Genomic DNA, 22,980 nt, shown 5'->3' with positions numbered 1-22,980 from the left:
TAGCGCTTTCGCATTCCTTTCTCTGGGGGCGAAACGCCAGACTTTTACATTACCTGATATTGTTCAACTGGATTGTCATTTGAACCCTTAAAAATCGTAACCAGATAATCACTTTTATCTCTGATTCTGTCCGCCCACTTCTTGGCTGCATGCATATTGGTGAACCATGCTGTTTCAAATGCCCTGTTATCTTTAGAAAGAATAACCATGATCTCATCATCCATTCTGTTCACCGACACTCTCTTCTAATGACAGCTCACAACATCCATAAAAGCAATGACTGCATAGTGTTTTCGTATCATCCACCCACCAGCAAGTGCCAATTCCGGACACATAACAAGCACTATTTTCTGTGCAGCCGCACTTTCGGCATACTCCTCTTTTAATTAACTTATATTCATGATTTTTCATTATGATCATTTACTTCCTCCTTCTGGGGGCAAAACGCCCCCAGACTATTTCTTTCTCAAAACACAAACTTATAGTTGGTTAATCTCTTGAAGCTTCAGACAAAGCAATCTCCTTAAACTTTGTACCTAGCGCATACTCATCGCTATATAAGTACAAATTTCCATCCAAGACAAATATTGATAGATCTTCATTGATTGCCAAATGAAAACCATGTGGTGCATCCAACCCTTCAAAGATTTCCTTTATTAATGAAATCTCATCTAAGATCCGATCAGATAAAAATTTCTTTGCAAGCATGCTAACATATTAATTTCATTTCGTTTTTCCCTCAAATTTACTAAGATCTAACAATCCATGTCTTTCTAAAATCATTTTCGTTTCCTCTTCAGATGGATAGAAATGTAAGTACCATTGTGGATACTCTGCCAAATAGCCACCATAGATCCCAGTTCTTGTTTCTCGCAACCAGTTCCGTGCATCACGTCCCAATATCTCTCCACTGTCACATGCCCGACCATAAAAGTCCAATGCCCATAGCTCAATCAGTTTTTCTTCTGCTCTTGCTAATACTTTAGGTAAAGTCTTAGATGAAATTTGGAACTTTTTTAAAAGATATTCTCTGCTGATCCGTTTGGTTGCTTTAAACCATTTCCACACAATCGCATGTCTTTCAATTTCCGTAAGAAATACATTGAAATATCTTAATGATCCATAACTCAGCATTTTATTTTCGTAGTCATACATCATGGAAGCAGAATATCTTTCATCATATTCGCAGTTTCCTTCCGGAATTTTAACTATCGAACCGCCAACCTTGATCCGATTCAATCGGAATACTTCTTTATCAAATCTTGCAATGCATTGATCATTAAAATAGAATCTTTGATTGCTGTACAATGCGTTGATGTCCTGCAGCAAACCCATAAACTCATTCAACCTTTCTTCCGGATCACAATGCATTTCAACGATTTTTACCCATCTATCCATCTGTACCTCCTGCATTTTTATTCAATATGCATTTTGCGATGATCGTATATTCTTCCGGTCTTAAAGAATTGGATTTGATCTTTTCACTCAGGCTGCCAACTGTCATCGATAAACCCTGCATGCGTAATTCTTCCACCCATAAATCTATTTCATTAATCGAACAGCTCTGCAGTTCTTGCAGTACAAGTCGTTTCAGCAACTCATTTTCTTCATCTTTACTTGCAATACGTTTTTGCATTTCATAGATCAGCATCCTGGATTCAAACAAACAGATTGGATCAAAACAATCCGCTATCGGAATGCTTTCGTTCATTCTGATATTTGTTGCATTCAGTCGGCACAATATGGACATTTCATCCTCGACATATTCAGCCAATGCATCCACGCTTTGTTGATTATTGCGGATCATCTTGCTCCCCTTTCCTCTGGGGGCGTTTCGCCCCCAGAACAACACCTACTACTTTTTTTCTATGACATTAATTCTCTTTCACCATTTGCTGTGCATTCTTGTAGATGAAGACTTAGTTCAAAGCATTTGCTTTGAAATGTATTTAATTCATCTTCAGATAAAGTTGCTAATACATAACTGTCCAGTTTTTCAAACTTCTTGATGCATTTATTGATCTGTTTGAGCAGTTCCTTATAGGCTTTCTCTTCTTCCGATACTTGCTTGGATTGTCTGATCTTCGCAAGCGTTTCCGGATCTTCTTCAGCAAATTTAATTTCTCTATTTTTACTTGCTAAATAATCTTTTACATAATGTTCTTTAATTCCTGTGATCGAAGAGATTACCGTTGCCTTGCGTTTGCCTTCCCAGGAGAACTTTCCACTCATCTCCTGCTTTTCTAAAGCTACTAAGGTTGTGTCTATGATTCTATTTTTTTCATCTGACTGTAAATCTCTATGAGCATTTGCAGAAATCATAAACATTGTTTTTGTATCTCCTGAAGTTTGCTTGATGTAGCAAATTGGAGCATATCCAGTTATATCTTCACCATTGTAAGAATATGTAAGTCCCTGATTCACAAGATATTTCAATGCCGTATATCTGCGTTCTCCGGAGATCAACCGTATCTCACTGCCTTCTTTCTGTGCAGTAAGTGCCTGGAACAGTCCGTATTGTTCAATGTTCTCAGCCAATCTTTGAACGGATTCTTCTTCTACTTCGTATGGATTCTCCTCTGATGGAAGAATTTTATTCAACTTTACTAAGTATGTCTTTAATGCAGCTGCTTTCTGCATCTCCTGATTGCTGTCCCCAAACATCTTTCCTAAATCTAAATTTGTCATGCATGCACCTCATCCTTTTGAATTACTTCTTTTGTCAAATTTCTATAGTCTTCAGCTACACCAGCTTTCATGTCTAATAGGGACTTCTTACTAAATTCTGCATCCTGCACTGGCTTCTGTTGGAATCGAATCTGTGTATCAAATACATCTTTTCCAAATGCTGCTCTTAACTGTTTTGCTCCTTCTTTACAGTTATTGTTTCGTGTCATCATTGTAAGGACAATCTTGAAGTTTAAAGGCTTGCTAAATGGCAATGCATCTAATGCTTGCACGCATACACCACGTGTATTCATAACTCCCTTCAATGTCTTTTCACTAATATTTGTAGGACAGATGATTACATCTGCCGCATAGATGGAGTTATAGGTCATCTTATTGATGGAAGGGTTATTGTCGATGATGATCTCGTCATAGTCCAATCCCTTTAATGCATTTCCCAACAAGAAATCTGCACCACCTCTTCCCTGCATTTCATAGATGACAGTGAACAAGTCCATACTGGATGGGATCAAGTCAATGTTTTCGATCTTTGTATGCCAGATACAATCCTCTATCTTTTTGTTTCCTTTCAGATAGTCCACAATGGTTCCCTTTTCCGGGGGCGTAACGCCCCCAACATTTTCAGGTTGATCAAAATTGATGTGTGGCATTAAAGAAGAAGTAATATCCCCTTGTCCGTCTGCATCTACTACTAATGTTTTTCTACCTTCTTTTGCATATCCCCTTGCAAGCATTTCAGCTGACAGTGTTTTGGAACAACCACCTTTGATGTTTAGTATTGCTGTGATCATAAACTAACCCTCCATATTTTGTTCAAATTGCCAATAAACATGTAATTTCGTTTGTACGTTCAACATCATTTGGAATAACTGAAATAGTTTTTCTTTTTTTCGTGATTCCGGCAATGCTTTCCATTCAGAATGTACTTTTTTAAGAACATCGTCATACTCTTTGATCAACATCTCATCCATTTTTCTCTTCTCCTTAGATTCCATACCGGTATTTCATCCGGAATTCTTCAATTTCCTGATTAAAATCTTCGACCAAACTGTCCAGATTCTCCTGGACTCTCACCACATTCATGAACGGTGAGAATGATAGTTTTAGTTTTCTGTTTCCTCCAACTTTTTTATTGAAAAAACCATTTTTGAAACGATTTAAGTATCTCTGTGCAATCACCATGAATCGGTCATATGTTTTCCTTTCTTGTAGGAAATAACCATCCCTGAGTGCAATCCACTCCATCTGCAGTTCCTGTTCTATATGTTGTATGGCTGAATTTATCCTGGTTAGATTGATGTTTTGATACTTATTGAGCCAATCATGACGTTTCAGCTTTGGAAGTAGGAATGTTTTGTTAAACTGAATCTTCAATTTAACAAATGCTGCAGCAATACACTGGCGTATATGGCTTAGCAATCTATCAAAGCCAATTCTCTTTTTTCTGTTTGAATGCTTTCTGGCAAATCCATCAGCCGTAAACATTCGGCTCTTTAGGCTGAAGTGTGATATCCAAGTCTTCCGAATGTCACCTGCCTTTACAATTCTTCTGGCTTGAGGATCGTCTGCTTTACATAGTTTCCCTGTGAGCTTGTTTTGAAACCTATCCGACTTCCATCTATCTTCATAGATAAGTTCTTCTTTACTGTAATATCGTTCAGAAATAAGTATTTTGATATACTTCCCCTTTCCTCTTGTTTCCAACCATGCCGCATAGGGTAGATGCTTTTCATGACCAAACAATTCATGCATGATGACATGTACACAATGTTTGACATCCGTTATTCCGGTAGGTAGCAAAATCTCTAAAGACTTTGCCTGGATATTGAAGGTGGATGCTCTCTTGCCTGCCCTACTTATCTCAAATTCTTCCAACATACAGAAGAATTCTTGCCAGCCAAGATCCGTAACCGTGGAATCCACTACCACATCACCAGTGCAAGCGGTAATCCAATCACTAATACTGAACACAGACTGCAGATCATCATAAATATTTGTCCTGTTAAAAAATGTTTCCATAAAGCTCCTTCATTCAATTAACTACACATCATAGGTTTCCTATGTTGTTTTTTTATTTTATTTGTGATTTTTAATAAATCTTTAACATCTATAAAATTGCTTTTTTTAGTTAAATCTTATATATTTATATATGCAAAGAGGTCGGTCAGGTCATACTGATAGTATCTGAGTATCTGAGTCCTCTACATATGCACTATATTGAAGGCTATTAACCTTCTCCCTTGATCACAGAACACTCTAGCTTGGTAGGCGATGGGTAAATGTTCATGTGATTTTTTTATTCTCTTTTGTTTTCTTTAATGATTCGATAGATCGTTGCCAGATGTACTTTAAATCGTTCTGCAAGGTCTTTACTGCTATATCCTTGCTTATTCAACGCTAAGATAGATTCTTTATCATCTTGCGTTAATCGCTTAAATGTAGAACGTTCTACAAGCCCTTCCAGATGTAGCATGATTACCGGAATACTATGATTTGTTATCCTTGCAATTTGTGCCGGCTTTTTCCCTTCTTGATATAATTGACGGATATATTGATGTTCATCATCTTTGATCTTATGAACCTGCTTTCTTACATCCTTTAATACCTTTGCGATTGTCGGCTCTGTCCATCCGGTTTTTTCACGGATTTCTTTAACAGATAAGCCTTCTTCCCAAAGTGCATGGATTCTCTTATCATCTGCTTCCGTAAGTGATGTGCGTACATATTTTCCGGCAATCACATTTTTCACGGTTGATTCGGCTATATCCAAAACTCCAGCAATGACATTTGGATCAACGTTTTGTATATGCAACTCTTCTATTTTCTTAACGATCTTTTTACTGACTTTTTCCAATGCCATTAGCTTATCCTCCTTTCTCAAAATAAAAACAATGCGACCAAGAGTTATATTTCTCTTAATCACATTGTTTAATGTTTCTATGCGATTTGAGTTATACCACTCTTTTCGCATTTATCTTAGAATTTACGTTTTTTTCGCAATTTTACAGAAAAAAATCAAAAATAACTTGCTTGTGACGTTGCGTGATAAACTATCGTTATTATGAGGTGAGTGATATGCGTGATACTATCGAAAGAAATAAACAAAAGATGTATTCGACAGGTGAGATTGCGAAATTATGTGGTATTACAGTCCGTACTGTTCAATACTATGATCAACGTGGATTACTAATTCCTACTGAACTAAGTGAAGGTGGTAGACGCATGTATACTTCCGAAGATGTAGAAAAATTAAGATTATTAATTTACTTGCGTTCTCTAGGATTATCCATTGATGATATTGCCAGTATTTATCAGCAAGATAATGGCGAGAATATAATAAAGGCTTTAATTGATGAACGTATATTTGCGATAGAGAAAGAAGTTGAGGAACAAAAAATAAAACTTCAAGATGCGAAATCTTTTCGTGAACAATTAAAGGCGCTACCAGTGATAACACCAGCCTCAATGTCAAATATTGCGTATATTTTGAAACGGAAAGAACGATTAAAACATTACCGGATACAGCTTTTCGTTATTGGGATCATAGTTGGAATCATACAAGGTGCATCTTTTGTGTATTCGCTATTTAGCGGAAAGTGGTGGGTATATCTTGTTATTGAGATATTGATAATTATCTTTGGATCGATTTTATTCAAAAAATATATGAATATTGTTGCCTATATCTGTCCTGAATGTCATACCGTTTTTAGGCCAAATGGAAAAGAGGTTTTTTGGGCGAGACACACGTATCATACTAGAAGGTTGACTTGTCCATGTTGTAATAAAAAAAGGTTCTGTGTAGAAACCTTACGAGAGGAAGACTTATGATTGAAATTAAAAATTTAACGAAGAAGTATGACGGAAAAGTTGCTGTAGAGCATTTATCTTTGTCTATTTCTGATGGAGATATCTATGGTTTTATTGGAGCTAATGGTGCAGGGAAAACTTCTACTATTAAAGCAATCGTTGGTATTCATGGCTTTGATGAAGGTAATATTTTGATCAATGGTCATTCTATTCAAAGTGAGCCAATCTTATGTAAACAACAATTGGCATATATACCGGATAATCCTGATTTATATGAACATTTAACGGGGTATCAATTCATTAACTTTATCGCTGATTTATACAATGTATCTTCTGAAGATAGAAAAAATCGTATACAAACATATGGAAATCTCTTCGATATGACAGATTCCCTGGGAAATATGATTTCCTCATATTCACATGGTATGAAACAGCGTACTGCGATAATTGCGGCTCTTATACATGAGCCGAAGATATTGATTTTAGATGAACCATTTGTTGGATTGGATCCTAAAGCTACATTTGAACTCAAGAATATTATGAAAGAGATGACGCAGAAAGGATGTACAATTTTCTTCTCAACGCATGTATTAGATGTGGCAGAGAAACTATGTAATAAAGTTGCGATTATCCATAAAGGAAAACTTATAACATGTGGCGATATGAATACCGTAAAGGGAACAAAGTCATTAGAAGAGTTCTTTATGGAGGTGGATGCATAATGAATCAAATCATTCATCTATCAAAAGCAAAACTCTTAAATACACTGCCTATAAATGATCTTTGTGGAAACAATAAACAAAAGCGTTATATAGCCGTATTATTCATTGTCATGATTGTTTATATGGCAATAAATATTGGGTCATTCTCTGTCACGACAACAATAAACTTGATGCATGCAGAACTTGTGGAATATGTGTATGCAAGTTTATTGTCGCTAACGAGTATTGTTTTAATAACATTATTATTGTTTACGTTGAATGCATTATTGTTTGAAGGCAATGATTATGAAATGTTGCAGTCATTACCTGTTTCTAAAAGAGATATTATTGCAAGTAAACTATTGATTGTGTATATCTTTTCGCTTTGTTTCGCCTGTGTAATGATGTTACCGGGTATGGTGGTGCATGTACTTAGTACACATGCATACATACAGTTTGTATTCGGTATTGTTTCCCTTGTGTTTGTTCCGGTGATGCCGATAGGAATTGCAATCATCTTTGGTGTGGGCATTCTTTATGTAGCATCTTTTGCTAAACATACAATAGTATTAAAAGTACTATTATCTGTTTTATTGTTTATTGGTTTGATGGTAGGAAGCTTTCTGCTTCAAAGTGTAGGCGGTTTATCTACTACGATAGGATTACAAATGATACAGATATACCCACTATCCTTAATCTTTTTGAAGTCTAACCTATTATATGCATGCATATCAATCATTGCTTCTGTTTTAACCTTCTATATGCTTACATGGAAATATGAAGTCCTTCATAAGCTTTCCACAAAACGTAGAGTTATATATCATAATGCAATTTTCAATCAGCGTTCAGCATTGCATGCGTTATATCAAAAAGAAATGAAACGTTTCTTTAGTTCATATTTAGCAGTAATCAATCAGGGGTTTGGTGTCATTATGTTGGTGATAGGGAGTGTTTTGTTGGTGTTTGTGCCACCAACAGTACTGTTTTCCATGTTGAAAGTGTCGCAAATTCCTGTAAATGTGGTGGATTATATTCCGCTTGTGATTGCAGGGATGCTGGCGTTCACATTCCCATCGGCTTCTTCCTTATCATTAGAAGGGAAGAATCTATGGATTATTCAGACTGCTCCTGTCAAGATGTTAGATATTATATTCAGTAAGATATCGGTGACATTGTCTTTACATTTAATAGGATATGTTTGCGCAATCATTGCTGTATTCTTGCGATTTTCGCTATCAGTTGAACAGATGATTGCGGTGTTACTTATTCCATTAGCATATTCTATCTTTACTGCAATTTTGGGATTTGCGCTAGACTATCGATTTGCAAATTATAGTTGGGACAATGAAGTTGTTCCAATTAAGCAAAATTTGCAAGTTGGTTTAACGATGCTGACTAGTTTGTTTATGGTTGGATTGCCTATACTACTTTCGGTTAGCTTATTAATGAATCTTTATTTCGCAATGTATCTGGTAGCGAGTATTCTATTAATGTTAAGTATGATTCTATTTCTACTTTTGAGTAGAATTCGTACATTATCCTAGTTCAATCCCATTACATATGAGTTTAGAACCACATTCTGTACAGTCGATATCAAATTGACGTTGGTATCTCTGTTCCTCTGGTATGTGGTTATTAAATTGGTCGACGAGTATGTAGCTGGGTTTTCTTCCTTGGTGTTGTAAACCAGATCGAAAGGCCTGTTTAGATTGAATGGTTTTGGATGGGATATGATACGTTTTACCATCTTTTATAAAGTGTGTTCCCGTTTCGATGAAGGCAAATGTAATATCGTGTTTGGTGGCTTGGTGATAGAGGCTTTTAACCCACTCGTAATGGCAAGGTCTACTGCCGTTATAGTTTTCTCCACCGACGATGATTTGTTCGATTTTGTCGGATAAGTATTGCTCAATGTGTAGCTCTGATAAGAGTGGGGCACACATAATCCCTTTATGTTTAAAGGGCAAATCTAATAAGATAGGGATACGTTCATCAGCACGCTTTTGGTTTTCGGCTGTGACATTGATCATGATGTTTTCCCATCCATCTCCCCAATCAGACGGTAAACAGGAGAGTATACGTTCTGGTCGTTTGGTTAATAGGAAGAATTTTACATCACTACGGATACACATGATGTCCCAAGCTTGTGTGCGCCAAGCGTCTGCTTCTTCTAGGAAGAAATCTGAGGTCATACATACACGTATGAGTTCACCGCTCTTGATTTTATATTCACCCTTACGATTTTTCGCTAAGGGTTTTTTCATACTGTTTGTTAAGCGGACGAGTGAGCCATCTTGAGCGCGCATTTGATCGAGAAAATACATATAGCAGTTTGTGCATCCTTCACTAATCTTCTTACACCCATGCCAAGGATTCCATGTGTCGTGCATTGCGTTATCCTCCTACGTGTATTGTATGTATTGTGTTAGATGTAAACAAATGATTGGTTTGTGAATTTGAATAAATTTTATACATTGAAAAAATAATCTATATTTTTGAAAGAAATTTACATCAAATGTGAAAGAAATGTGTAAAAATATTCTGAATATAGTTGATTTTAGATTTTTACATCAATATAATAAGAACATCTTAAATAAGAGATTAGAAAACGAGGGTGGAAATGATGAGTTTCAGGAAAGTAGTAAAAGGTGGCCTTGTGGCACTCATGGCTCTATCACTAGCAGCTTGTGAAGCATCCGAAGGATCTGGTAAATCTACATCAACAGAAACAACTTCTGATTATGTTGCGTCTGGAGATTTGAAGTCATATACGATTGGTACATTAGGACCAACAACGGGTGACTATGCAGTATACGGTTTAGCTGTAACAAATGCAGTTAAACTTGCGGTTGAGGATTACAACGCTGCTAATGGTACAAAAATTAAGGTAGATGTACAGGATTCTCAAGGTGATCAGACACAGGCGTTAAATATCTACAACAAGTTTGTTTCTGATACAAAGGTTGCAGGTATTATCGGTGGTACTGTTTCAGGTGAATCTTATGCGATTGCAGTACAGAGTAAGGATACTGGTGTTCCTATCATTACACCTAGTGGCACTGCTGCGAATATTACGGATGAAGGTGGACCTAATGTGTTCCGTGCATGTTATACAGACCCACAGCAGGCAAAGCAGGTAGCTGACTTTACATATGAAACATTAGGTTTAAAGAAGGCTGCTATGATTTATAACAGTGATGATGATTACTCAACCGGTGTAGCGGAAGCTTTCAAGGCTGAGTTTGAAAGTAAGGGTGGAAAGGTTGTTCTATCTGAAGCATTTTCTACTTCTGACCAAGACTTCAGTTCTCAGTTAACAAAAATTGCGGCTGAAGATATCGATGTATTATTTGTTCCAAACTATTATGAAAAGGATGTACAGATTGCAAAGCAAGCAAGAAATCTTGGCATCAAGGCACAGATTGTTGGTGCTGATGGTTGGGATGGTGCTGTTAGTGTAGCCGGTAACGACGCTTCCGCAATTGAAGGTGTTATCTTTATCAACCAATACTCACCAGATATGGAAAGCGTTCAGGATATCATGAAGAAGTATAAGGGAAAGTTTGGCACAGATATTAACTCATTTGGTATCAACGCATATGACTCAACAATGTTACTATTACAGACAATTGAAAAGGTTGGCTCTCTTAAGGCGAGTGATATTGTAAAGGGCATTGCATCTACAGATTACAAGGGAATCTTAGGAAGTATCTCCTTTGATAGTAATGGGGATCCGATCAAGGAACCGGTATTTGTTCAAATCAAGAACGGTCAATATACAACTTATAAGAAGTAGTGATTTGAGATAGGGAGGCGATACTCCCTATTTCGTTATTTGTGGTAAGGAGGAACATGCATGAATCAGTTTTTTATGCAATTTATCAATGGATTAAACATCGGTTCAATTTATGCACTGATTGCACTTGGCTATACAATGGTATACGGTATTGCAAAGTTAATTAACTTTGCGCATGGTGATGTTATCATGGTTGGTGCGTATATTAGTTTTATCAGTATGAAGTTTGGGTTACCATGGTGGCTTGCGGTCATTATCTCTATCGTCGTATGTGCTGTTTTAGGTGTGGTGATGGAGAAGGTTGCGTATAAGCCTTTACGTAATGCAAGTCGTATTTCATTATTGATTACTGCAATTGGTATTAGTTACCTCCTACAGAATTTGTTCCAATTGATCTTTGGCGCAAATCCACAACCATATCATGCGTTTATTGCTTTACCAGCATTAAATCTAGGTGGTATTACAATTCAGGCAAACTACTATATTACATTTAGTGTGTCTGTACTTCTGATGATCTTATTAACGCTATTCGTGAATAAGACAACGATGGGTAAGGCTATGCGTGCTGTATCGGAAGATGAGGGTGCTGCGAAGCTAATGGGTATTAACGTCGATACCACAATCAGCTTAACGTTTGCGATTGGTTGTGCACTTGCGGCGATAGCGGGTATTCTTTATGCGAATTGTTATCCGATGATTAACCCAACACTCGGTTCTTTACCTGGTATTAAGGCGTTTATTGCGGCGGTACTTGGTGGAATTGGTTCAATTCCAGGTGCGGTAATTGGTGCGTTTATCCTTGGTATGATCGAAGCCATGACTAAGGCATATATTTCCTCTCAGTTAACAGATACGATTGTATTTGCGATTTTGATTTTAATGTTGGTATTTAAACCGGCTGGTATTCTAGGCAAAAATGTAAAGGAGAAGGTGTAAGTGATGAAGAAACTCAATTTAAAAAACAGACTCCTACTCGAATTTGGTATTACTGCACTAGGATATATTTTGTTGGTTATATTAATGCGTATAGGTGTATTAAAGAGTTATTGGCAAGGTATCTTGATTACCATCTGTATCAATGTAATCTTGACTGTCTCTTTAAATATGACGGCGGGTTTCCTTGGTGAACTTGCGTTAGGACACGCGGGCTTTATGGCTGCTGGAGCCTACGCTTCTGCAGTATTTACAAAGTCGATGCGTCTATTACCTATCATTGAATTTCCGGTTGCGATTATCATCGGTGGTATTGTTGCGATGATTCTAGGTCTTCTTGTTTGTTTACCTACCCTACGTTTACGTGGAGACTATCTCGCAATTATTACATTAGCCTTTGGTGAAATTGTACGTAATGTACTCATCAACTTGAAAGTATTGGGTGGTGCTGGTGGTTATTCGGCAATCGCAAAGAATACTACATTTACATGGGCATTCGCTTTAGCTGCGATTACGGTGTTCTTGTCGTTATCGCTAATTCATTCTCGACATGGTCGTTCGATTATTGCGATTCGTGAGGATGAGATTGCGGCTGAATCCTCTGGTATCAACACGCAGAAATATAAAATTATCACATTCCTATACTCTGCATTCTTTGCGGGTGTAGGTGGTGCTTTATACGCGCATTACATGGGGTTCTTACAGCCTAGCGTATTTACATTAGATAAATCGATTGAGATTTTGGTAATGGTTGTATTAGGTGGTATGGGTAATATCTTTGGCTCTATCGTATCCGCGAGTGTTCTAACATTATTGCCAGAAGTATTACGTAGTGTTAGTGATTATCGTATGCTGGTATATTCTGTTGTGCTAATTTTGATGATGTTAGTGAAACATGCACCACAAATGCAGACGTTTTTCCATCGTTTTAATAGGAATAAGGAGGTTCATTCATGAGTGAGAAGAAATATATTCTAGAAGTTGATGAACTCGGTATTAACTTTGGTGGTTTGCGTGCTGTAAATAACTTCTCAATGAAGATTGAAGAAGGTCAGCTCTACGGTCTAATTGGCCCAAATGGTGCTGGTAAAACAACTGTATTTAATATGTTAACAGGTGTTTATACACCAACGGATGGTACAGTAAAACTAGAGGGTAAGAAGATTAATGGTATGAAGCCATATGCGATTACTCGTTTGGGAATTGCGCGAACATTCCAAAATATTCGTTTGTTTAAAGATATGACGGTGAAAGAGAATGTCTTAGTAGCTTTAGATACACAAGCAAGCTATGGATTATTCTCTGGAATGTTTAAGTTACCAAATTCCTTGAAACAGGAAAAAGATATGGATCAAGAAGCCATGTCTTTATTAGAAGTGTTCCGTCTAGAAAAGGATGCAGATAAACTTGCGAAGAATCTACCGTATGGTAAACAGCGTGAGTTAGAAATCATTCGTGCATTAGGTGCACATCCGAAATTGTTATTGTTGGATGAGCCTGCGGCAGGTATGAACCCACAGGAAACAAAGAACCTCATGGAAACGATTCGTCTTGTACGTGATCGCTTCAATATCGCTATCTTACTAATTGAACATGATATGAAGCTTGTCATGGGTATCTGTGAAAAGATTTCTGTATTGAATTATGGTATGTTGCTGGCGGAGGGGACACCGGAGGAAATCCGTATAAACCCAGATGTTGTAAAGGCATACTTAGGAGAGTGATGATATGCTGAAAGTAGAAAATTTAGTTGTACGTTACGGAATGATTGAAGCTATCAAAGGTATCTCCTTTGAAGTCAATGATGGTGAAATTGTTACACTGATTGGTGCCAATGGTGCTGGTAAGACAACAACCATGCATACAATTTCAGGTTTATTAAAACCGGCAGAAGGTTCTATCTTATTAGATGGGGTTGATATTACAAAGATTCCAGCCCATAAAATTGTGACGATGGGACTTGCACAGATTCCTGAACGTAGAAGAGTATTCGCTTCACAGACCGTTGAAGAAAATCTTGATCTTGGCGCCTTTACAAGAAAAGATAAAGAAGGAATTGTACAAGACTTAGAGCGTGTTTATACATTATTCCCACGTTTAAAAGAACGTAAGAAGCAATTAGCTGGCACCTTATCTGGTGGTGAACAGCAGATGCTTGCGATGGGTAGAGCTTTAATGGCTCGACCAAAGATTCTATTATTGGATGAGCCATCCATGGGTTTATCGCCATTACTTGTAAAAGAAATTTTCAGAATTATTGAGGAAATTAATAAACAAGGCACTACAATATTACTAGTAGAACAGAATGCAAAGATGGCATTAGCGATTGCTGATCGTGCATATGTACTAGAAACAGGTAAAATAACATTAGAGGGTAGTGGCCAAGAGTTGGCTGCTAGCGAGCAAGTTCAGAAAGTTTATCTAGGAGGATAAAGCAATGTACGTTAAAGATCATATGACAGCAAATCCCATTACAATTACTGCGGATACACCGTTATCCAAAGCGCTAGAAATCATGGGTAAGAATCACTTCCACCGCTTACCAGTTGTGGATGAGAATCATAAGCTGATTGGTTTGATTACAGAGGGTTTGGTCAACGACGCATCTGGAAAGAACGCAACGTCCTTATCCATTTATGAATTGAATTACCTGTTATCTCGTACACAGGCAAAGGACATCATGATTCGTGATGTGCACACGATTTCTCCAATGGTCTTCTTAGAAGAAGCTGCGCAAGTGATGCTAGAGAATGCTGTCAATGTATTACCAGTTGTGGATGAAGAAAATCATGTGGTTGGTATTATTACAGAAAAGGATATCTTCTTAACATTCGTTGACTTAATGGGATTAAAACGTCAAGGCACACGATTTGTCATGTTGATTGATGATAAGCCAGGTGTATTTGCACAGGTAACGAAGCTATTTGCACAAGAAAATGCCAACGTAGAGAATATCGCTGTATATCATACAGACCGTGGTTCTGAGGTTGTTGTTAAGGCAACAGGTGAAGTTGCAGTAGATAAGATGACAAAGATCTTACAAGACGCTGGATTTAATATTACCAATGTTGTTCAAACAACCGCAGAAGGTAAAACTGTTGTTTGGTTGAAGTAGAAGAAATAGGGTTCTGCAAGTGCAGAACCTTTTATGATAGAATAAAGAACACGGAGGATCTTATGGATATTCAGAATTTGATTTTATATGTATTCGATGCAGTGATGTTAGTCGCGTTTGCGAGAATGTTGATGGTATCAAATACTGTAAAGATAGAAACAAAGGTTGGTAATAAGATGAAGTGGATGATTCCTGTCTTATTTATTGTGATTGCGATTATTGGCTTTGTACGTTATGAGGGTGTATTTCGTATTGTGCAATTCGTCATTCCAATTATTTTAGGAATGATGTACTACTTCATGAAGTCTGGATTATCAGATGAGGGCATTGTGATGATGGGGTCATTGATTAAATTCCATAAGGCAGGACAGGTAACGCTTTCGCGTTCGGATAATAGTATTTATTTTGTGAGAAATAAGATTACAACAGCATTATTCTTTGAAGAAGACCAGTTTGATGAAGTAAGAAACTTCTTGAAGGAACATAGTGTTAAGTCGGATTATTTAAAGAAAATATAGTTGCGTGTTTTTTAAAATGTGTTATTGTTTTAAATTGTATTTCATTACAGGGGGAACATGGTTAGAAAAATCAAGCGACTAAGAAAGTCTGCGATTATACTATTAATCTTGGTGATTATTGCGACCATTGGATGGTTAGTATATCGAGCTTTTGGACCGATGGTTCAAGAAGTATGGCAGATATTACAGTCTGGAAATCAGTCAGAACTAGCAGAATATATCCAAGGACAGGGTCATTATGGTGCCTACATTGCACTATTTATGATTAGTGTACTCCAGGTAGTCAGTGTTATTTTACCAGGCGTCATTATCCAGTTTGCGGGTGCTTTCCTATTTGGTTGGTGGAGAGCTTTCCTACTGTGTTGGCTTGGATTTACTGCTGGTAATGTATTGGTGTTTGCGATATTGCGTGGTGTGGGTAAATCTATCCGTATTGCGATGAATAATACAACACTAAAAGAAAACTGGTTAATGAAGAAGATTAATGAGGAAAAACCAATCTTCGTTGTGGCTGTGTCATGTATGTTGCCAGGGATACCAAATGGAATCATCCCTTATGTTGCGGCACATGCCAAAATCAGTTTGAAAGATTTCTCTCTAGCGATATTGTGTTCTAGTTGGATACAGATTTTATTAAGTTGTATCTCAGGTCACTTCTTAGCAGAAGGAAACTATATCGTATCTGCACTTGCTGTAGCGATTCAAGTAATTTCTGTTGTGGTCATCTTATTTAACAAAGACAAGATTCTGGAGAAATTATAAGGAAAGTAGAAATAATATCTGTATATTTTATGGGGTGATAAAATGTATCGGATATGGATTGGAGTATTCGGCTTCCATTTAGGAAGCTTTTTGTTGTGTATGTGTCATGGTTATCTTCGGAAAAGATCGACCTTACGTAGCCATTGTGATGCATGTCATCATATACTACATTGGTATGATTTAATACCAATACTAAGTTATATTTGTTTAAGGGGAAGATGTCGTTATTGTGGTAGAAGATTTTCAAAAGAATATATCCTTGCGGAAATACTGACAGGGTTTTTGTGTATGTTAGTTGTATGGAACGTTGATACTTTCAAGTGGGATATAATGATGAGGGTTCTTCTATTCTCTCTACTTTGGTGTGTATGTTATATCGACTATCTCATCATGGAGATACCGAATGAGATACATATCGGTATGATAATTCTGTTTATCATACATGCATGTATGATAAATGAGATAAATATACAACCATGGATACGTATGTTGGTTATGTTTGTTTGTGGGTATTTCATATTTATTCTTTGTGAGAAGTTGTTTCATAAGGAATGTATCGGTGGTGGAGATTTAAAGCTTCTATCTTGTATGAGTTTATTTCTTTCGTTTCAAAAGATTTGGATTGTGTTATCCATTGCATGTATACTTGCAATTTCGTGGATGGTTTTTCATCAGAAAAATTGTATTGCGTTTGGGCCGTTTCTTTCGGTATCCTTTTTATTGGTTTTTTGTGGTTATTTTGATAGCCTCAGTTGGGGATTGTGATAAACTTGTTCTATTGGAGGGGGTCGATGAAAAAGTATCTATTGATTCTAGTAATGTTGATATCAATGATTGGTTATGTAGTAGGACTATATGGCTTCTTTCATAATCTGAATTTTATGTTTCGAGAGATTACAATATCTCCGTGGATGATTGCGCAGGGATTGTTTCCACTTCTTTGGGGTATCTTAGCAGTCTTAACGTTTGCCATGGCAGAATACATGTATCGAAAATCTTGTCGAAATGAGGTTTATTTTCGGTTCAAAGTTTCACCATGGGCAAAAAATCTATTCTTTTTTGGGATTGTTGGTGTATTAATTGCACGTCTGGTAGTGATGACATACATTGTTGTAAGTCAATCAGGGGCAAATGCAAGTAGAGAGCTGACACAGATCTATCTAACAGCGATTGCGTTAGGCATTGCGGCTGTTATCTTTACACAACAACAGTACACAAAAATGAAACATCAAAGGGAATTAAAACAATTTGAAAAGAATGCGATCCTGAATGGCGAAAGACGCTATACGATGATGGTTGTCGAAAGTGATCAAGATACAATCTGTACTGGTTTTGTCTATGGTGAGATGAAAGTGAATGATACGATATGTCTTCACTGTAGTGATAAAGGTGATATCAACGCAACGATTGTGGAGATACTCTGTGATGATAAACAAGTATCTTCCGCAAAGCATCAGATGGTAACAATCAGACTAGACCACTCCTGTAAAGATTTCTTATTGAAGTACAGTGTTATCAGTAGTATTCAAACTGGTGCAGATCCAAGTATTATAGAAAATCCAGGTTTAAGTGGAATTTTGCGTGAGTATGCGAAGTTCTTTATGGATCAAGAGTATATTGGCACACTGGTCTATGAAATCTGTATGAGCGAGTATTATCTCATTAAATACACAAACGAAAACGTCGATGATGAAAGATTTATGTCTGTTCGTCTAAATGTCAATCCGGATAAAGCTGTATTGGTATTGTTTACAGATTGGAATGCGCTATTGCGTTATAGTAACATATTTGAAGAGGATGAGATTCACATGGAAGTTCGTAACATCAAGGAATGTTTTCACTTAATACCAGCGAAATATGACTCTATTGTGATCAATCCATTTGGACCAAAGTCGTTCATTATTACCAAAGATTTTATGCGTCATATTCAAGGGGTTCTTGGTTATGACGGATTATTTAAAAAACAGGAGGATTTATGAGTGCAAGTAAAGCAATGTATCAAAAATTAGCAAAATTAGCAATTGTACGTGGTGTCAATGTACAGCCTAATCAACCACTAGTGATTACTGCATCCGTACGTGATTATGAGTTTGTACGCATGGTTGCCAAAGAAGCGTATGCCGTAGGTGCTAGAGAAGTAATTATCAACTGGACGGATACGGAATTAGCAAAATTAAATTATACATATCAAAGTGAAGAGACATTAGCTGATATCCCAGATTGGAAATATGATTGTGTAAAGCGTGAACACGATTTAGGTGCGTGCTATTTACGCATTAGTTCTGATATGCCAGGTGCGCTAAAGGATGTAGACCAATCTAAGGTTCGTGCATACCAGATGGCTTATAGTAAGAAGATGAAAGACTTACGCAAGTACACAATGAATAACGAAGGACAATGGTGTGTAATAGGTATTCCTTCTGTAGAGTGGGCAAAGGTTGTATTCCCTAATCTTTCTGAGGAGAAAGCTTTTGAGAAGTTAGAAGATGCAATCTTTATGACAAGCCGTGTTACGGAGGATAGTGATCCACTTGAAAACTGGCGTATTCATGATGGTAATCTTGTAGAACATGCACGCAAGTTAACGGAATTAAACTTCAAGCAGTTGCATTTTACAAGCGAACTTGGAACAGATTTAACAGTAGAGCTTGTAGATAACCATGTATGGATTGGTGGTGGAGATATGACACCGAAGAAAGTTTACTTTGATCCAAACATTCCAACAGAAGAATGCTTCACAATGCCTAAGAAGACTGGTGTTAATGGTATCGTGTACGCATCAAAGCCTTTAAGTTACAGTGGTAAGGTCATTGATGGTTTCTGGTTCCGTTTTGAAAATGGCAAGGTTGTCGACTTTGGTGCAAAACAAGAAGAGGAAACCCTGAAGAGTTTATTATACTTTGATGAAGGCTCTAGATACTTAGGTGAAGTTGCCTTAGTGCCATATGATTCACCGATCTCAAATTCAAATATCTTATTCTTCAATACATTATTTGATGAAAACGCTGCGTGTCACTTAGCGCTAGGTATGCCATATCCTGAAAACGTAAAGGGTGGAGCACATATGAGTGAAGAAGAACTCAAGGCCGCAGGTGCAAACGAATCATCTCAACATGAAGACTTTATGTTTGGTACGAAGGAAATGAATATTGATGGTATCCAACAAGATGGTACGGTTGTGCCAGTATTTAGAAATGGAAATTTTGTAATCTAGATAAGGAAACCATCAATGATGGTGGTTTTCGTCTATAATAAAGTAAGTAATTTTGTATAAGGAGAGTTTATGGTAGATATCAATGAAAAATTATTAGATTTTCTACACAAGAGTCCAACTTGTTTCCACGCAATCGATGAGATAAAGAAGATATTAGTGAAACAAGGATATCATGAATTGTCAGAGGCAGATTGTTGGAATCTTGAGATAGATGGAAGATACTTTACGGTGAGAAACCAATCCAGTATTATCGCCTTCCGCATCCCTACAACAGATTATAAGGGATATATGATTGGTGCAGCACACAGTGATTCTCCAACATTCAAAGTAAAAGAAAACCCAGAAATCGTTGGGAATGGTGTTGTGAAGTTAAACGTTGAAAAGTATGGTGGTATGCTATGTGCACCGTGGTTTGATCGTCCATTATCTGTAGCGGGAAGAGTCATCGTAAAGGAAAATGGGAAGCTTGTTACGAAGCTTGTACGTGTGGATAAGGATCTATTAGTAATTCCTAATCTTGCGATTCATATGAATCGTGAAGCAAATACAAATGCGACCTATAACGCACAGGTAGATATGTTGCCGGTATTTGGTACAGAAGATTCCAAGGGTAAGTTTATGGAGGTTGTAGCCGAATCTATCGGTGTAAAGGCGGAAGACATCCTCAGTCATGACTTATATCTCTATACACGTGAAAAGGGTACCGTTTGGGGCTATCAGAATGAGTTTGTATCTGCAGGTCATTTAGATGACCTACAATGTGTATTTGGTTCTCTATATGGTTTCTTAGCTGCAAGTGATAGTGAAAGTATTCCTGTTGTGGCAATTTTTGATAATGAAGAAGTTGGTTCAGGTACAAAGCAAGGTGCAGATTCCACTTTCTTAGAAGATACATTGGAAAGAATTGCGCTATCCTGCGGTAAGAAGCCAGAAGAAGCAAAACGTGCAATTGCATCTAGCTTTATGGTATCTGCGGATAATGCGCATGCTGTACATCCAAACCATGTGGGAAAGGCGGACCCAATCAACCGTCCACAGATGAACAAGGGGATTGTCATCAAGTACAACGCAAATCAGAAGTACACAACAGACGCGGTCTCTGCTGCAGTGTTTAAAGAAGTGTGTGCAGCGGTAAATGTTCCAGTACAGACATTTACAAATCGTTCTGATATGGCAGGTGGTTCGACATTGGGTAATATTTCTAATGCCCATGTATCACTGAATACAGTAGATATTGGACTTGCACAACTTGCAATGCATTCATCTTATGAAACAGCAGGCGCAAAGGATACAGAGTATCTTGTAGAAGCAATGTCACATTTCTTCTCCCTCACTTTAGAAGATGAAGGGGAAGGCGTATTCTCACTTCGTTAATTAGAATCACAATGAACAGGTCTTCAGTGGTGAGGGCTTGTTTTTTGGCTATGGATTGCTTGAAAAGATAATTATGCATACAATATTAAAATAAGAGGTGATTTTGATGGATGACTTGCTATTAGAAAAATGTAATACGTTCCTTGATAATCGAAGAGCGTTACGTCGTAAATATTTCTTATATAGTCCTGAAGGAATTGCGGATATTGCGTTTATCTACATGTCTAATGAGAGAGAAATCAACTTTGAAATGTTGGAATACTGTGAAGATGTCATCCGCCAATCATTTCCATTCGTTTCATTTCAATACCGATTCTTAACCAAGGTATATGCTGCTATGATGGATGTGTCTAATATTGAACCAGATATCGTAGTCAATCGTGTGATGAGTTTTGAAGAACTATTCAATCGTACATTTAAGGATACGATTGGGCTTGCAGTACTATGTTTTAGCGCTGCAGAAAGATCGCAGGTAGAATATCAAACAATCTACTACAAGGCACTTACAATTTACAACCAGATGAAGGATTTACAGCGTTCTTTAACGAATGATTTGGATGTGGTGTATGCAGGTATTCTAGCGATGGCTCCAAGCATCAAAGAAGATGTTGTGGATGAACTAGTTATCATGGATGATCTACTTGTGAATGAATATAGACTTCCTAAGGATTTTTCAAGAAGACTCTCCTATGCACTTGCCTTCTGTGATGGTACCGCAACACAGAAAGTTCAGAATGCGATGGACTTCATTAAATCTTGTACAAGTAAATGGAATCGCCATGTAGGGTATATCTACTATGTCCTTCATGCGGTAGTTGCAAATCTTTCAATTCCGCTTGATACAATCCAAAAAGATTATGATGAAGTGATGCAGTATTTAAAAAAGAGTAGACAATACGGTCTATTCTCTAAACCGGAACGTTCTTTACATGCATGTATGATTTTATTAAATTTCTATGTTGGAAATAATACTTCCATTTATACACTGACAAATGCGATTCTTTATACAATTGCATTAATAAAAGCACTTGTCCAACGCAGGTCATGTTAAACAAGTCTTAGAGGGCTTGTTTTTATGACTTTGAATTGAGGGAAAGTCATATTCTGCTTATAATATTAGATAGAAGAGGTAACTGATATGGATGATTTATTGTTACAAAAATGCATAACCTTTATGGATAAAAAAGAAGCATTGCGGCAAAAAAATTTCTTTTCAAATCTGGATGAAAATGCAGTGATTGCATATATTTATATGTACCATAAGCAGGAAATTAACTTTGATGCATTGAGTTCATGTGAATGGATAGTAAAGAAAGCATTTTCATTTACATCCCCATATAGGCAAGCTCATCCTAGAATATATGCAGCGATGATGGCTGTTTCCCAGCAGGATCCAGATACAGTAGTTGCTAGAGTGATGGCGTTTGAACAACAATTTAATCGTAGTTTCGCAAAGAATAATGGACTTGCGGTATTGGCGTTCATTGCGGCAGAGATCCAACAGGTAGAATATCAACCGATATACTATACAGCATTATCGATTTATAATCGGATGAAAGATCTGCATCGTTTTTTAACAAATGATCAGGATGTTATTTATGCCGGTATATTGGCAATGACACCACATTTAAAAGAAGATGTTGTGGATGAGTTAGTCATCATGGATGATTTATTGATGAATGAATATCATTTGGACGGTGATTATGCAAGAAGATTATCCTATGTTTTAGCGCTATGTGAGGGTACTGCAACTGTAAAGGTAAGACGTGCAATGGAGCTACTACAGGCAATTACAAATGGATGGGATCGTTCAATTAACTACCTTTACTTCATATTACCAGCAGTATTGGCAAATATATCCGTTCCTTTTGAAAGGGTTTTGGAGGATTATGAGGAAGTATCTGCTTTCCTAAAAATGCAGAAAGACTATGGTAAATTCTATAATCATACAAGATCATTACATACATGCATGATTCTATTGCAATATTATGCGGAAGATAATTTATCGATTTATGCCGTAATCAATGCAATTGTATTCTCAATCACAAATGCACAGAGAAGTTAGTATAGAA

At 37.1% G+C, this 22,980-nt stretch carries 28 protein-coding genes; 17 read left to right on the top strand and 11 right to left on the bottom strand.

All coding sequences use genetic code 11. The features are described from left to right. Nucleotides 1–44 precede the first annotated feature (44 nt). The 10 genes from RGT18_RS11665 to RGT18_RS11620 form a co-directional block, all read right to left on the bottom strand. Nucleotides 45–233, bottom strand: coding sequence for a hypothetical protein (locus tag RGT18_RS11665; RefSeq protein ID WP_162141251.1), 189 nt, complete (start codon nt 231–233; stop codon nt 45–47). Beyond that, the gene (locus tag RGT18_RS11660) at nt 217–420 is read right to left on the bottom strand and encodes a hypothetical protein (RefSeq protein WP_211220345.1); all 204 of its coding nucleotides are present in this window, start codon (nt 418–420) and stop codon (nt 217–219) included. Before RGT18_RS11660 ends, RGT18_RS11665 begins: the two co-directional genes overlap by 17 nt. Before the next feature lie 69 nt (nt 421–489). Then, complete coding sequence (locus RGT18_RS11655; protein ID WP_028078909.1) at nt 490–708, bottom strand: hypothetical protein; 219 nt, start codon at nt 706–708, stop codon at nt 490–492. A gap of 15 nt (nt 709–723) precedes the next feature. Further along, nucleotides 724–1,398 carry a hypothetical protein gene (locus RGT18_RS11650; protein ID WP_028078908.1) on the bottom strand — a complete coding sequence of 225 codons (675 nt, stop codon included), beginning with the start codon at nt 1,396–1,398 and terminating at the stop codon, nt 724–726. Next, nucleotides 1,391–1,807 (bottom strand): hypothetical protein, encoded by a 417-nt coding sequence (locus tag RGT18_RS11645; RefSeq protein ID WP_028078907.1) that lies wholly within the window; start codon nt 1,805–1,807, stop codon nt 1,391–1,393. Before RGT18_RS11645 ends, RGT18_RS11650 begins: the two co-directional genes overlap by 8 nt. A gap of 59 nt (nt 1,808–1,866) precedes the next feature. Continuing rightward, a complete protein-coding gene (locus RGT18_RS11640) occupies nt 1,867–2,688 on the bottom strand; it encodes a ParB/RepB/Spo0J family partition protein (RefSeq protein ID WP_338175866.1) in 822 nt (273 codons plus the stop codon). Continuing rightward, complete coding sequence (locus RGT18_RS11635; RefSeq protein ID WP_338175868.1) at nt 2,685–3,479, bottom strand: ParA family protein; 795 nt, start codon at nt 3,477–3,479, stop codon at nt 2,685–2,687. The genes RGT18_RS11640 and RGT18_RS11635 overlap by 4 nt, the downstream gene beginning before the upstream one ends. A gap of 3 nt (nt 3,480–3,482) precedes the next feature. Further along, nucleotides 3,483–3,659 carry a hypothetical protein gene (locus tag RGT18_RS11630; RefSeq protein WP_162141254.1) on the bottom strand — a complete coding sequence of 59 codons (177 nt, stop codon included), beginning with the start codon at nt 3,657–3,659 and terminating at the stop codon, nt 3,483–3,485. A gap of 13 nt (nt 3,660–3,672) precedes the next feature. Beyond that, the gene (locus RGT18_RS11625; protein WP_028078929.1) at nt 3,673–4,707 is read right to left on the bottom strand and encodes a hypothetical protein; all 1,035 of its coding nucleotides are present in this window, start codon (nt 4,705–4,707) and stop codon (nt 3,673–3,675) included. A 277-nt stretch (nt 4,708–4,984) separates the two neighbouring features. Then, nucleotides 4,985–5,548 (bottom strand): helix-turn-helix domain-containing protein, encoded by a 564-nt coding sequence (locus RGT18_RS11620; RefSeq protein WP_282894012.1) that lies wholly within the window; start codon nt 5,546–5,548, stop codon nt 4,985–4,987. Nucleotides 5,549–5,763: 215 nt separating this feature from the next. On the opposite strand from RGT18_RS11620, the gene RGT18_RS11615 reads away from it, so the two are divergent. The 3 genes from RGT18_RS11615 to RGT18_RS11605 are packed head-to-tail and all read left to right on the top strand — an operon-like array spanning nt 5,764 to nt 8,740. Further along, nucleotides 5,764–6,516 carry a MerR family transcriptional regulator gene (locus tag RGT18_RS11615; protein WP_051240977.1) on the top strand — a complete coding sequence of 251 codons (753 nt, stop codon included), beginning with the start codon at nt 5,764–5,766 and terminating at the stop codon, nt 6,514–6,516. Next, a complete protein-coding gene (locus tag RGT18_RS11610; protein ID WP_028078073.1) occupies nt 6,513–7,217 on the top strand; it encodes an ABC transporter ATP-binding protein in 705 nt (234 codons plus the stop codon). Before RGT18_RS11615 ends, RGT18_RS11610 begins: the two co-directional genes overlap by 4 nt. Further along, the gene (locus tag RGT18_RS11605; RefSeq protein WP_028078072.1) at nt 7,217–8,740 is read left to right on the top strand and encodes a hypothetical protein; all 1,524 of its coding nucleotides are present in this window, start codon (nt 7,217–7,219) and stop codon (nt 8,738–8,740) included. The genes RGT18_RS11610 and RGT18_RS11605 overlap by 1 nt, the downstream gene beginning before the upstream one ends. Here the strand turns inward: RGT18_RS11605 and RGT18_RS11600 are convergent. Further along, on the bottom strand, nt 8,732–9,586 hold the full coding sequence (locus RGT18_RS11600; protein ID WP_028078071.1) for a DUF5131 family protein: 855 nt from the start codon (nt 9,584–9,586) through the stop codon (nt 8,732–8,734). The genes RGT18_RS11605 and RGT18_RS11600 overlap by 9 nt on opposite strands. A 233-nt stretch (nt 9,587–9,819) precedes the next feature. Between RGT18_RS11600 and RGT18_RS11595 the strand changes: the two genes are divergently transcribed. The 14 genes from RGT18_RS11595 to RGT18_RS11535 all read left to right on the top strand — a co-directional run bounded on the left by RGT18_RS11595 (nt 9,820) and on the right by RGT18_RS11535 (nt 22,973). Beyond that, nucleotides 9,820–10,992, top strand: a complete 1,173-nt coding sequence (locus tag RGT18_RS11595; protein WP_338176291.1) for an ABC transporter substrate-binding protein — start codon at nt 9,820–9,822, stop codon at nt 10,990–10,992. 60 nt (nt 10,993–11,052) lie between these two features. After that, nucleotides 11,053–11,928, top strand: a complete 876-nt coding sequence (locus RGT18_RS11590) for a branched-chain amino acid ABC transporter permease (protein WP_006525838.1) — start codon at nt 11,053–11,055, stop codon at nt 11,926–11,928. A 3-nt stretch (nt 11,929–11,931) separates the two neighbouring features. Next, nucleotides 11,932–12,882, top strand: a complete 951-nt coding sequence (locus tag RGT18_RS11585; protein ID WP_037403825.1) for a branched-chain amino acid ABC transporter permease — start codon at nt 11,932–11,934, stop codon at nt 12,880–12,882. Further along, complete coding sequence (locus RGT18_RS11580) at nt 12,879–13,649, top strand: ABC transporter ATP-binding protein (RefSeq protein ID WP_028078068.1); 771 nt, start codon at nt 12,879–12,881, stop codon at nt 13,647–13,649. The genes RGT18_RS11585 and RGT18_RS11580 overlap by 4 nt, the downstream gene beginning before the upstream one ends. Nucleotides 13,650–13,653: 4 nt before the next feature. Beyond that, the gene (locus RGT18_RS11575) at nt 13,654–14,358 is read left to right on the top strand and encodes an ABC transporter ATP-binding protein (RefSeq protein ID WP_028078067.1); all 705 of its coding nucleotides are present in this window, start codon (nt 13,654–13,656) and stop codon (nt 14,356–14,358) included. A gap of 4 nt (nt 14,359–14,362) precedes the next feature. After that, the gene (locus RGT18_RS11570) at nt 14,363–15,040 is read left to right on the top strand and encodes a CBS domain-containing protein (RefSeq protein ID WP_028078066.1); all 678 of its coding nucleotides are present in this window, start codon (nt 14,363–14,365) and stop codon (nt 15,038–15,040) included. A gap of 62 nt (nt 15,041–15,102) precedes the next feature. Continuing rightward, a complete protein-coding gene (locus RGT18_RS11565; protein WP_028078065.1) occupies nt 15,103–15,558 on the top strand; it encodes a hypothetical protein in 456 nt (151 codons plus the stop codon). A gap of 57 nt (nt 15,559–15,615) precedes the next feature. Then, entirely contained in the window at nt 15,616–16,320 is a 705-nt protein-coding gene (locus RGT18_RS11560; protein ID WP_006525844.1) for a TVP38/TMEM64 family protein, read from the top strand. Nucleotides 16,321–16,362: 42 nt separating this feature from the next. Next, nucleotides 16,363–17,085: a prepilin peptidase gene (locus tag RGT18_RS13130; protein WP_081659514.1), complete on the top strand. Its 723-nt coding sequence runs from the start codon at nt 16,363–16,365 to the stop codon at nt 17,083–17,085. 26 nt (nt 17,086–17,111) lie between these two features. Further along, nucleotides 17,112–18,299 carry an SseB family protein gene (locus tag RGT18_RS11555; RefSeq protein ID WP_028078063.1) on the top strand — a complete coding sequence of 396 codons (1,188 nt, stop codon included), beginning with the start codon at nt 17,112–17,114 and terminating at the stop codon, nt 18,297–18,299. Next, a complete protein-coding gene (locus RGT18_RS11550) occupies nt 18,296–19,534 on the top strand; it encodes an aminopeptidase (protein WP_028078062.1) in 1,239 nt (412 codons plus the stop codon). Before RGT18_RS11555 ends, RGT18_RS11550 begins: the two co-directional genes overlap by 4 nt. A 69-nt stretch (nt 19,535–19,603) precedes the next feature. Then, entirely contained in the window at nt 19,604–20,908 is a 1,305-nt protein-coding gene (locus RGT18_RS11545) for a M18 family aminopeptidase (protein WP_028078061.1), read from the top strand. 106 nt (nt 20,909–21,014) lie between these two features. Beyond that, complete coding sequence (locus tag RGT18_RS11540) at nt 21,015–21,959, top strand: DUF4003 family protein (protein WP_028078060.1); 945 nt, start codon at nt 21,015–21,017, stop codon at nt 21,957–21,959. A gap of 87 nt (nt 21,960–22,046) precedes the next feature. Continuing rightward, complete coding sequence (locus tag RGT18_RS11535) at nt 22,047–22,973, top strand: DUF4003 family protein (RefSeq protein ID WP_028078059.1); 927 nt, start codon at nt 22,047–22,049, stop codon at nt 22,971–22,973. The last annotated feature ends 7 nt before the right edge of the window (nt 22,974–22,980 follow it).

The sequence above is a fragment of the Solobacterium moorei genome (genome assembly GCF_036323475.1).
Taxonomy (GTDB): domain Bacteria; phylum Bacillota_I; class Bacilli_A; order Erysipelotrichales; family Erysipelotrichaceae; genus Bulleidia; species Bulleidia moorei.
The sequence above is the reverse complement of the archived record's forward strand: the minus strand, read 5'-3'. Positions and strand labels throughout refer to the sequence as shown.